This is a genomic window from Chryseobacterium sp. Marseille-Q8038 (assembly GCF_965111995.1).
Window position 1 is genome coordinate 1,439,888 of the sequence record NZ_CBCOPN010000002.1, and the last position, 12,472, is coordinate 1,452,359.

Annotated in this window: 7 protein-coding genes and 1 riboswitch; of the genes, 1 reads left to right on the forward strand and 6 read right to left on the reverse strand. The window is 37.9% G+C overall.

Translation table 11 applies throughout. The features are described from left to right. Nucleotides 1-26: 26 nt before the first annotated feature. The 4 genes from ACWPWS_RS20505 to ACWPWS_RS20520 all read right to left on the reverse strand — a co-directional run bounded on the left by ACWPWS_RS20505 (nt 27) and on the right by ACWPWS_RS20520 (nt 9,335). Nucleotides 27-1,325 carry an APC family permease gene (locus ACWPWS_RS20505; RefSeq protein ID WP_454047743.1) on the reverse strand — a complete coding sequence of 433 codons (1,299 nt, stop codon included), beginning with the start codon at nt 1,323-1,325 and terminating at the stop codon, nt 27-29. Nucleotides 1,326-1,332: 7 nt separating this feature from the next. Then, on the reverse strand, nt 1,333-3,756 hold the full coding sequence (locus ACWPWS_RS20510) for a TonB-dependent receptor plug domain-containing protein (protein ID WP_454047744.1): 2,424 nt from the start codon (nt 3,754-3,756) through the stop codon (nt 1,333-1,335). Nucleotides 3,757-3,849: 93 nt separating this feature from the next. Continuing rightward, a riboswitch (SAM riboswitch) is annotated at nt 3,850-3,955 on the reverse strand. 271 nt (nt 3,956-4,226) lie between these two features. Then, on the reverse strand, nt 4,227-7,064 hold the full coding sequence (locus ACWPWS_RS20515; RefSeq protein ID WP_454047745.1) for an alpha-amylase family glycosyl hydrolase: 2,838 nt from the start codon (nt 7,062-7,064) through the stop codon (nt 4,227-4,229). A 192-nt stretch (nt 7,065-7,256) separates the two neighbouring features. Then, the gene (locus ACWPWS_RS20520; protein WP_454047746.1) at nt 7,257-9,335 is read right to left on the reverse strand and encodes a T9SS type A sorting domain-containing protein; all 2,079 of its coding nucleotides are present in this window, start codon (nt 9,333-9,335) and stop codon (nt 7,257-7,259) included. A 154-nt stretch (nt 9,336-9,489) separates the two neighbouring features. On the opposite strand from ACWPWS_RS20520, the gene ACWPWS_RS20525 reads away from it, so the two are divergent. After that, the gene (locus ACWPWS_RS20525) at nt 9,490-10,362 is read left to right on the forward strand and encodes a helix-turn-helix transcriptional regulator (protein WP_309513019.1); all 873 of its coding nucleotides are present in this window, start codon (nt 9,490-9,492) and stop codon (nt 10,360-10,362) included. Nucleotides 10,363-10,455: 93 nt separating this feature from the next. Here the strand turns inward: ACWPWS_RS20525 and ACWPWS_RS20530 are convergent, their stop codons facing one another. After that, complete coding sequence (locus ACWPWS_RS20530; protein WP_172625768.1) at nt 10,456-10,740, reverse strand: hypothetical protein; 285 nt, start codon at nt 10,738-10,740, stop codon at nt 10,456-10,458. 93 nt (nt 10,741-10,833) lie between these two features. Then, nucleotides 10,834-12,441, reverse strand: a complete 1,608-nt coding sequence (locus ACWPWS_RS20535; RefSeq protein ID WP_454047747.1) for a fumarate hydratase — start codon at nt 12,439-12,441, stop codon at nt 10,834-10,836. Nucleotides 12,442-12,472 lie beyond the last annotated feature (31 nt).

The following is a 12,472-nucleotide window of genomic DNA, read 5'->3' on the forward strand; positions in this document are numbered from 1 at the left end:
GTCTTTCTGTATCACTAAAATGTACTTTAATATCTTTTAGAAAGCCTTCTGTCAATCAGATATAAAACAATTCCCACTGCAATAATTCCCAATCCTATCAAGCTTTCTTTAGGATTATGGATAAAAGTAAAATAAAGAATATAGATGCTGAACAATAGAAAAACGGCTGGAAAAATATGAAAAGCATTAGATTTAAAGATTTTTCTGTCTTTTTTCTTAAGAAAGAACACGGTAGAAATTGCCAGACTGGCAAAAAGCTGTAAAATAAAAGCTGTATAGACAAAGATCTCTTTAAAACTTCCTGTCAGAATAATAACAGAGGCAATCACTGCATGAGCAAAAATGGCTCTTACCGGAATTCCTTTTTTATTCCCTTCGGATAAGGGTTTCCAAATGTAGGTATGTTTTGCAAAAGCCTGTGTTAACCTCGAACCTACCCACAGATACCCGCTAATTGTTGCTATCAATTGCAGGGCAATAAAAACATTGACAATCTTTCCAAAAGCAGGTCCCAACATATTGACAGCAGCTTCTCCCATCACATCTTCTTTTCCTGCCAACTGGCTCACAGGAGCATGTTTCAGCATAATATAATTCACCAGAATATAGCTTACCGTCACGAAAACAGTTCCTATAATAAGAGATTTAGGAAGGTTTTTCTGAACATCCTTTATTTCTCCTGCGATATAAGAAGCTGAATTCCAGCCTGTGTAAGAATAAGTTACAAATACCAGAGAGGTAGCAAATGCAGGAAGCATGATTTCATTCTGCCAGCTGTCACTGAAATTGAGACTGTTCCCAATCTGCGGTGAACCTGAAATTCCTACTCCAAGAATAACCAGTACAATAATGAATGCAATCTTAATGAACGTAAAAAAGTTATGAAACCTACTGGATGTTTTCAGGCTAAATGATAATGCAATGGCAACCAGAAATATTGCGGCAATGGCAAACCCATTTCCAAAAGAATAATCGAATACGGAAAGGTATTTCGACATTGCCAATGCTGCCAGCGCAACCGGAGAAGAAAATCCAATGATAAGTGAAATCCAGCTTATCAGATATCCGAATATCGGATGATAGGTTTCTTTGAGGTAAATAAAATCGCCCCCGTTTCCTTTAAAATGTGAACCTAATTCGGCATAGCAAAAAGCCCCGAACAAAGCGAGAATTCCTCCAATACTCCAAAGCAGGAAAATGCTGTAGGTATTGGTAATATCGGACAACTGAAATCCCAGGGTTGTAAAAATCCCGGTTCCGATCATATTGGAAACAACGATAGCGGCGGCTGTTTTCCAGCCAATCTGATGTGAAGCAGTACTCATTTAATGATTAAAAGTTAAAATTAAGTCTTCCAAAGAAATAATTTCCCAGTGTTCCCATCTGAACCGGCGCGTATTTGAATACTCCATAATATGAATTTTCATAGATCTGGCGATCCGGGAAGACATCAAATACATTATTGGCTCCTACTGTAAAATTGATGTTTTTTGTGATGTCATACCCGACACTGATGTCCGTAACGACCTTCGGAGAGAATTCCTGAACGCCTCCAAATGGATAACCATCTCTTATTACTTTACCAAAATAGGTATTTCTTACGAGAAAATTGAACTTTCCTATTCCATAATTCAAGCCTAATGAAGCTTTTGTTTTTGGAGACAGGGTTTCAATGATGTTGATCTGATCCGGGCCAAAGAATTCATTCTGAGGAGTTCCTAAGTTTTCCGGAAAATGAAAGTCTGTGATTTTTGTTTCTGTATAGTTTCCGGCAAGATTAATATTTAAATTTCCGCTTCCAAGAATCCAGTCATAAGAAACTACCACATCTACTCCTTTTGTTTCAGTATCAATGGCATTTGTAAAGAATCTTCCGCTTTCTACGTTAAACTGATCCAGTCTGGGATCGGTAATATTGCTGGTAATTACAATCCTGTCTTTTACTTTTATCCAATATCCGTCTACCGAAATATAGAGTTTGTTTAAAGGTCTCAGGGTAAATCCAGCGCTTGCATTGACAGAGGTTTCCTGTTTAAGCTTATCAAACCCAAGAATTCTGGCTGCTTCGCTATCATTTCGGAAAATCCCTTTGGTTACAATTCCTGAACCGGAAGTAGAAATGTCGGCATAAGAGTTATTAAAATACTGCTGTTGAAGGGAAGGAGCTCTAAACCCTGTTCCTACCGCTGCTCTAATTGCATAATTTTTTACAAATTCATATCGTACTGCTAATTTCCCATTCAGGGTATTTCCAAAATCTGAATAATTTTCAAATCTGGCAGCAGCGTCAATATTGAGTTTTTTATCCAGATCATAGGAAACATCTGCATATACTGCCGTGGAATGTCTGTCTTTTTTCAGTGCATTGTCTGGAGAGAATCCGATAAAAGATTGAGATCCGCCTGCTCCAAGCACCGTTGATCCTTCGGTGGCAACATTTCCGTTGATGTCATATTGGGTATAAGAAGCTTCATCACCGGGTTTGATCTGATATTGTTCCAATCTGAACTCTCCCCCGAATCCGATATTAAAACGGTTTATCTTTTTGGAAACATCAAGATTAATCGTATTTTGAAGGAAGCTGTGTGCTCCAGCATAAAAACGGGTTGGTGAATTTGCTCCCAGGGAAGCATTATTGGTATTGCTAACATTGTAATTGAAGGTATTGCTTCCGAATGTATTGCTAAGGTCAAAAAACCAGTCACTGACATTATATTTTACTCCTACAGCATAGGAGACATCATATACTTGTGATCCGAGATTTGCCTGAAACCCGTTCGGATAAATGGATGAAACCACATTAGACGTTTCGCTTGGAAGTCTTCTGAAACCAAACCCTTTTCCTTCTTTGATACTGAAACCTCCGAAAGAATAGATCTTAAATTGATCATTAAAAGGATATTCTGCATTGAAAAACAACTGTCCCTGTCTGATCTGGGCATCTCCGATCTGAAAATTAAAATCGTCACGGGTTAGTCCTCGTTCTTTAATCTTTGCATCATCCGCTGCTCTTGCCGCTTCGGGATCATCAGCAAATGCATAGGCAAAATTATTTCCAAAAATATCCAGATCATGATTTTGAGTTCGTGTTGTTTTTCCTCTATGGCTTAATTGTAGGGAAAGGTTGATATAACCCTCTTTTTTTCCTAATGAAGTCCCATAATTGGCTCCTGCCTGATAAGTATCCCCATCATTTCTCCCAGTCAATCCATACGTAAGACTTGCTGAGGCTCCCGTATTTTTTTTAAGAATAATATTGATCACTCCTGCAATGGCATCAGAACCGTATTGTGCTGCAGCTCCGTCTCTTAACACTTCTATTCTATCAATCGCAATGACCGGAATTGTACTTAAATCTGTTCCTACAGATCCATTTCCAACCGTATTCTGATAATTAACTAAAGAGGTGGAATGTCTTCTTTTTCCGTTAAGTAAAATCAGGATCTGATCTGGTCCCATTCCTCTTAAGGTTACAGGATCAATATGCTCTGTTCCATCAGAAGCAGACTGTCTCACTGCATTAAACGATGGAATCACATAGTTCAGGAGATCCTGAGCCGTCATTTGTGGAGAACTTCTTTGTATTTTGTCAATATTAATAACATCTACAGGAACTGGTGTTTCCAGTTTTGTTCTTTTGACATTTCGGTTTCCGACAATGATGATATCTTCTATTTCTTTGCCTTTCTCCTCATTCTCCTGAGCAGCGACTAACATTGCCCCAAGCAATAATACAGCTGTGCTTAATTTTTTCATTTTTGTTCTTGCCAATTAATAATACGAATCTGACGGATCTTTCCGCAGATACACAAGACTTCAAGAAATGGAATTCATATAGAATATTGACTTCACTTATCTCCCCCTCCGGGTTGGAATTAGCACCTTTACACTTCTGGAACCGTGCAGGTTGCTAAGGTTTCACCGGGCCAAATCCCTCCACCTTTCTTGATAAATCTACTGCAAAAGTAGACTATTTTTTTAAATATACAAAAAAGCAGATCTGCTGTACTGCAAATCTGCCTTTCATTATTTTATAGAACTTGTGGTAAGTTTTATTTTTGAAACATTAAGATGATATTAAGGTGATAAGAGTATTAAGATAAGCTTCGTTTTAAGCTTAAAATTCAGAATGATCCATCTTAACGATACTTTATTTCTTAAATCCTTCTTAATGGTTTTACATATTCAACATTTTTTATAAGTCTAAACAGCTTGATAATTTGTTTTTATTTGATCATCATCTTTTGAATGGCAATTCCTGTATCCGATTTCAACTGTACCAGATAGGTTCCCGGTGGATAACTTATTTTCGTTTCATGTGTACCGTTTTCTTTATTCAGCTTGAAAGAGTCCAGCTTTTTACCCGTCATATCAAAAATTAAAATTTCTCCGTTTTTTGCTTTATTGAAAATGAATCGAGCGATTCCGTTTTGTATCGGATTATCTGCAATCTGAAGAGACAATTTGTTTCCTGTATTGATATCTATTGTTGACAAAGCACCTGCATAGTTTCCAAATATTCTGAATTCTCCAGGCTGTAAAGTAATCGGAGTTGTTGTAGAAGCCACATTCAAAATACTATCATCCATCAGATTCTGCCACTGCCCTGTGTAAGGGAAATAAGGCACCACATTTTGGGAAGAAGTAGTATAATTGGCTAATACTACTATATTTTTTATTCCAGTTGTAATTGCTGCATCATACACGTAAATTCTTGTGATCAGCCCATTTGGATCATTCGTAAGGTTATTGGATTCTATACTGTAAGTTTTAGATTTAAAAACCTGATGGGTATTTCTGATATTGATTATTTTAGCCCATGTATCATAAACTGCTTTTCTGTTTGCATTGGTATCATATCCTAATGTAAATGCAACAGGTTTCTCATCTGTTCTGCATCCGCTGTCGATAGTTCCGTTAGCACATCTGTTGATGCTGAATTCGTATCCCAATTCTCCAAACTGCCAGATCATTTTCGGACCGGGAATGGTAAAGAACGTAGCACCGAAAGTTTTCATCCTTTCAAGAGATGTATTCAGGTTTTTAACATCGTAGCTCCCATTAGTAGAACCATAGGCAAGGTTTTTAAACATCAGCCTTTCTTCATCATGGCTTTCTCCATATCCTACAGCACTCATATTGGTAAAGCCATGAAGACTGTGATTCATACGGTCATAATTGCTGTTTTCCTGATACCCCATTGTATTCTGGTTGTAAGGTTCTGTCTGCTTATTCCAAAGCATAACACCTTTTCCTTCTGCGATCCTGTAGTTTGCCCATTGCTGTTCCTCTGCATCAGTTCCCAGATGTTCAAAAATCATGTAAGAATTCGGGTCTATTGCCCACTGTCTGTCAGCATAATGTTTCATGATATCTACTCTGTCCTGTTGATAAGCATTGGTACAGGCTTCATCATTTTCAGAACAGCTTTGGGTAAATCCTTTTGTTAAATCCCAACGGAATCCGTCTATGTGATATTCAGTCAGCCATTGCTGAAGACATCTTTCAACGTAATATTGCGTTGAAGGACTCGTATGGTTAAAATCATTAAATACATTGTACGAATGTTTCGGAACCTGATTAAAATAAGGGTTGTCTGGCGCAACATTTCCATAGCCATCACCATCAGGATCTACATTCCACAGTCTTACCAAAGGTGAACGTCCCGTAGCGTGATTAAACGCAACATCAAGAATAACAGCAATACCATTCTGATGGCACAGGTCTACAAATTCTTTGAATTTTTCAGGAGTTCCATAAGCTTTGTCCAATGCATAATGGAAAGATGTATTGTATCCCCAGGAAAGGTTTCCGTCAAATTCCATGATCGGGAGCAATTCTATAGCATTGATTTTTAGATTTTTTAAATAAGAAATTTTATTAATCAATGACTGCCAGTTCTTTTCCTGTGTAAAGTCTCTCAATAATAATTCATACACTACCAGATCTTCTTTTGCAGGTCTTTGGAAATTGGTTATCTGCCAGTTATAAGCCGCTTGCCCTGTTTTAAATGTTGACACTTCAAAACCCTGTCCGGCAGGAAATGCAGGTAAGTTTGGATAGGTAGAAGCCGAAATCCACGGATCATCATAAGAAGATAATATTTGTGGTGAATAAGGATCTGCTACTTTTCTCAAATCATTGGTTCTGTATTGGAAAGTATAAAGCTGTTGAGGGGTAATCCCGTTGAGCTCAATCCAATAAAGATCCGGGTTTGTGGTATCTCTTTTCATTAAATAAGAATCATTCACTGCCCAGTTATTGAAACTTCCGATGACATGCACAAAGTTTTTACCCGGCGCATATAAAGCAAGTCCCACTTTGGTCTGATCTGTCGGGTGATAATTGATTCCCTGTTTAATCCAGTTAGGTATTGCTTCAGAAACTACATTTCTCGGAACCTGTAGGATAAACGTTGCGGTTTTAGAATTAGATCCCTGTGTAGCTATAAGCTCCATACTGGCATCCTGAGAAACAGTATAACTATAAGAATAAGATTGTGAAGGCGTTGTTGTTGAATTTACAACCGTTCCGTTGGCTTTTAACTGAAATGTAGCATTAACATTAGAAGTAGCCGTAATATTGATAGAATTCCCCACGGGAACAGAAGTTAAACTATTGGCCAGCGGATGGGTAAGACTTAAGCTTAAAGTACCTACGTTTACAAAAATATCCGGTGAGGTCTGATGTGATCCTGTTTTATCTTTTAATAAAAATCCAAACCTGCCAATTCCTGTTCTTCCGAAAAAGGCTGTTGGAGTAAAAGTAAGCGAGTAACTGTCTGTACCTGCATTATAATTCAGTTTATTTACATCACTTGAATTGTTCCAGCTGCCATTGGTAGGACAATCCTGACTGTTCTGATAATTCGTGTCAAAAGACCAGGACCAGATATAGATGGCATTATTGGAAACACCCCACGCAGATTCGTCAATCTGATCTCCAGGAACTGTAAGTGTTATAGCGTCTGTTTCATCGAATGGGTTGGGGGTAATGGTATAATTGATCTGCCCAAAAACGAACAATGTAATCAACAGAAAACCAACGGAATAAAACTTTTTCATTTATTATTTTTTATCGAATATAGTATAATTTTTCCTTCATAACGACTATTCTTGCTTAATCATCCTCAAATATTTCAATTTTCCGGGAAAAAACAAATCAAAAAAAGGCTCATGAAATTTTCATGAGCCTCCCAATAAAAGTAATTGTAATGAACTAATTTTTTGACGAAAATCGATGTTCCTGAAATTCGCTTAATCTTTTATAATCTTTTTCGAAATGGATTGTCCGTTCTTAAGTTTTAATTCTACGATGTATAATCCTGAAGGAAGTTCGGTCATGTTAATCTGATTATCTGAGAACTGTACATTCATTCTTTGTCCTACAGCATTTACTACATTTATTTTTTCAATTCCGGAATCAGATTTAACCGTAAGAATTCCCTTTGTAGGGTTAGGATACATTCCTATTACTGCATTTTTCAGTGTAGTTTCAGAAGTACCCAAAGAAGCTGTAGGCTTGATACATCTTACCGATGATCCCTGTCCTCTCATAGATCCTGCTGACGGATTGGCAATTGTTGATCCGATATACAGATATTTTGCTCCCAGACTTGATGTATCAGAGCTCCAGAAATACCCTCTTTGTCCTACAAAAGTAAAGTTACCATCACTGGAGCTTCTGTATCCTCCAGCCGGTAATTTAAGATTGCTGCTATAGGCCGTTGCCGGATTGCCAATACCTTCTGCCCCTACTAAAGCAGTCCAGTCTGCCTGAGAAGGCATTTTCCAGTCTGCACCTATTGCTTTACAAGGATCTACTCCAGCCGATGCATTAACATCTGCCGCTGATACTCCTGTCCATGTATCTCCACTTGAAAAACCAGCCCACCATGCTGGAGATCCTGCAATATAACCTCCTCCTGTAGCACTTGTTCCTTCTGGTGTATTGGGCGATGGAGCCTGTACAACCTGAGAATTTCTAAGCTGGTGGCCATCATCCCATCTTCCCCATTGGAAAAGGTCTCCATAAGCGTTCGCATCAGCTATTGAAGAAGCCACCTGCGTACTTCCCAGGTTCTGTTGAAGCCATATTTTTCCGTCAGCGCCTCTTACCGTAGAATACGCTACCTGTTGACCGCGATACATAAAACTTACACAGCCTACGTCACCCACATTTGCTCCTGGATCTGTATTACTGCACGTTTGAGGATTTAATGTCAATGAAATTCTTTTAACTTTTGTGGTATTGTCAGAATAAGCCAGAACAAGGTAGTTTTGTGCTTTATCTATTGCAAGATCATTGTATTTTGCTTCATCATCGGAAACGAAGTCACCTCCAAATGAAACCCAGTTTTGTGAATCATCTAATTTATAAACGGTATTTCTCAGGAAATTGTCATTTTCAAAACGGCTGGCAACCACATAAGGTTTCCCGGATTCTGTTACAGCTAAAGCAACATGTTGTACCCTTCCTTCGGAAAAGTTAGCATTTCCAACCTGCACCCATGAATTTCCATCAAATTTTTTGACATTTACCTTTTTTCCCCCTCCTGAGTTTGAAACATAGGCTACATAAATAGTATTGGATCCATCTAAAGCAATATCAGCATTATACTGTTCTCCTGAAGAAGAAGCGTCTGCCGCAGCTCCACCTACTAAACTCCAGTTTTGTGTTGAGTTCGCACCAGTACTGTTTTGATATACTTTCAACCCTCCGGAAACATTACAGGTATACACCATATTATTGGTTCCGATGACCATTTCAGCAAATTCAGCTCCTCCTGAAAAGCCTGCATTTCCTACTTGTTCCCAAGCTCCTCCAAAGTATCTTTTAACAGTTCCTGAACCATAAGATCCATACGTAAATATGATATTAACAACTGATACTGCGGAAGCCTGATAATTAACAGAGCTATCTGTAGCGTTGGGAAGCTGAGACCATAAAGATCCTGTAAACAAACGTACTTCCATTCCGGAACCTGGATAACCAAGCTGGTTGGTATAATAAATACTGTTCCCGTTTGGACTTATTGACAGTGAGTTGTAAGTTGCTGTTCCTGTAGTAATACCAGGACTTCCCCCTAAGTAAGCCCATGAGGTTCCGTTAAATTTCTGAACAGAGCCTTTGGCTACTGAAACATCATAATATGACAGATAATAATTTCCCTGATTATCAATAACCAAATTATTAAAACTGCTTCCTCCTGCAGATACATCCTGAGCTCCTCCTACATTTTCCCATTGTTGGGCATACATATAGCTTCCAGCAAGGGTTAGCAGTGCTACTCCCGTTCTGATTTTCTTTATTGCAAAATGTAAATCTTTAAACATATGAAATATTATTTTTAATTATTCTAAATTTAATTTAATTTTGCGCAAAAGTACCTCACATAATTAACCCCGAGTTATCATTTTCGAACTTTTGGTTATCCTGCGAAGGACTTTTCCCTTAAGAAGTTGTACCATGGCCGTAAAAATGTGTTGTATGAGGAGTGAATCTAAAAATGGACTTTTGTTCAGATCCGAAGACATCAAAATCATTATGCAGGAAGATCTGTGTCCTGACCAAACCTTCAAGTCTCATATGCTGGAAGGGAAGTCAAGCTTTAACCTTCTGTTCTTTCTGAGCAATGCCATTAATCTGGAGGCTCATGACTGTGGAACTCAATTTTTGTTCAAGAAAAATCAATATATCCTTCATTATTCCCCTAAAGAAAATGTTGCAGAAGTATGGACTGAAAATCAGGAAATCCTGAAATATCTGCAGATTCAGATCAATTATCAATATATTTTCAACCTCATCAATCCTGAGCATAATCGTGAGAACGCAGAGATTCTTGAAAATATGATTCATAATAATTTTATATTCCTGCATAAAGAAACACCTCCGGACATGACCGTTGAAATGCATATGATTGTAAAGGAAATTTTAGGTTATACCAAGAAAGGAATCATGCAGAAATTATTCATAGAAGCAAAAATCATCAAACTTCTTATTCTGATTTTTGAGCAGTTTAATGAGAAAAACACATTGGAATCTACCCCAAAGACTCCGGAAATAATCAGAAAATTCATTGATGAAAATTATCACCGGAATATAAAAGCGGAAGAGATCGGAAAATATATTGGCATGAATCAAAATATTATAAGAAAGGAATTCAAAGCTCAGTATCATACAACGATTGCTCATTATATATCGGAACTCAGGATGTTGAAAGCAAAGAAACTGATCACCAATAAAGAAATTATGATCAAAGAGATCGCCATTGAATGTGGCTATGAATATCTCCAGAACTTTACGCGGGCATTTAAAAAAAAGTTTGGAGTCTCTCCGGAAAGCCTCAGGAATAATAAATAGAAAAACCGCCTAACGAATTAAGCGGTTTTGTATATGTTGTTTTGCTTTGATATTACTTTTTCAGAATTCAGGTGAAAAAGCAATGACAATCAATTAATGATGATGTCCGTGATCGTGAAGGAAAGGTCCGTTTCCTTTAGGCTCGCTGTAGATAACCTCTACACCTTCCTGCTCAGAAACAAGCTTTCTTCTGATATCTTCAGGGTCGAAAGGCTTTACTTTTCCGAAATACTCTTTCAAACCTTCAGTTAGCCACATTGGGATTACTAATCCGAAGAACATAAAAATACACCAGAATCCTACTAAGAACATAGTAATGAAGAATATAGTCCAAAGGAACTGGTAGAACGGCCAAAATGCTGATAATATCGTTATCATTCTCTTAAAGATTTTAGGCAAAAATAGAACTTTTTTCCTTTTTACACAAAAGATCGGTGTTCTATTTTGTTATTTATTTTAATTTTAAACTAATTAGTGAGCAAGATTTGCGAAGAAATCATTGCCCTTATCATCGGAAATGATGAATGCAGGGAAGTCTTTTACTTCAATTTTTCTTACCGCTTCCATTCCTAATTCCGGGAAGTCTACTATATCTACAGATACAATATTGTCTTTTGCAAGAATGGCAGCCGGCCCTCCGATAGATCCAAGATAGAAACCTCCATATTTATGACATGCATTGGTAACATCTTTACTTCTGTTTCCTTTTGCAAGCATGATCATACTTCCGCCGTGGCTTTGGAATTCGTCTACATAAACGTCCATTCTTCCTGCTGTAGTAGGTCCGAAACTACCTGAAGCCATTCCTTCCGGAGTTTTTGCCGGTCCTGCATAATAGATCGGGTGATTTTTAAAGTATTCCGGCATTGGTTTCCCACTGTCGATAATTTCTTTGATTTTTGCGTGCGCAATATCTCTTGCTACGATTAATGTTCCGTTCAGTTTTAATCTTGTTTTGATCGGATATTTAGAAAGCTCAGCAAGAATTTCCGGCATTGGCTTGTTCAGATTAACCTCAACAGCTTCTTCCAGGTGCGGAGGAGTATCTGGCAAGAATCTTTTCGGATCCTGTTCCAGTTGCTCAAGGAAGATTCCTTCTTTCGTAATTTTTCCTTTGATATTTCTGTCTGCAGAACAAGAAACTCCCATTCCTACCGGACAAGATGCAGCGTGTCTTGGAAGTCTGATTACTCTTACATCGTGAGTAAGGTATTTTCCTCCAAACTGAGCCCCAATTGCACTTTCCTGGCAGATTTTCTGAACTTTAGCTTCCCATTCAAGATCTCTGAATGCTTGTCCGCCTTCATTTCCTTCTGTCGGAAGGTTGTCATAATATTTGGCTGATGCTTTTTTCACTGCAGCAAGGTTGGCTTCTGCTGAAGTTCCTCCAATTACCAATGCTAAGTGGTACGGTGGGCAAGCCGCTGTTCCAAGATCTGAAATTCTTTCTTTAACAAATTGTTCAAGAGATTTTTCGTTCAATAAAGATTTCGTCTTTTGATATAGGAACGTTTTATTAGCTGAACCTCCTCCTTTTGTTAAGAATAAAAATTCATAGTAATCTCCTTTTTTAGCATAGATATCAATCTGTGCAGGAAGGTTAGACCCGGAATTCTTCTCCTCAAACATAGTCAAAGGAACAACCTGAGAATATCTTAGATTTCTTTTTTGGTAGGTATTGAAAATTCCTTTGCTCAGGTACTCTCCATCTTCTACTCCTGTGTACACATTTTCTCCTTTTTTCCCCATTACAATGGCTGTACCGGTATCCTGACATGAAGGAAGGGCTCCTTCAACAGCTACTGCAGCATTTTGTAAAAGGTTATAAGCAACGAATCTGTCGTTATCTGTAGCTTCAGGATCATCAATAATTCTTCTAAGGCTTTCCAGGTGGGAAGAACGAAGCATGAAAGAAACATCTGCCATTGCTTCTTCGGCTAACAATTCCAATCCCTTCGGATCTACTGTTAAAATTTCTCTGTCCCCTAGTTTTTCAACCTTTACATAGTCTGATGTAAGCTTTTTGTACACCGTATCATCCTTCTGAATAGGATACGGATCCTGATATCTAAAATCCATTCAATTTTTGTTTGTACAAAAATACGCCTCC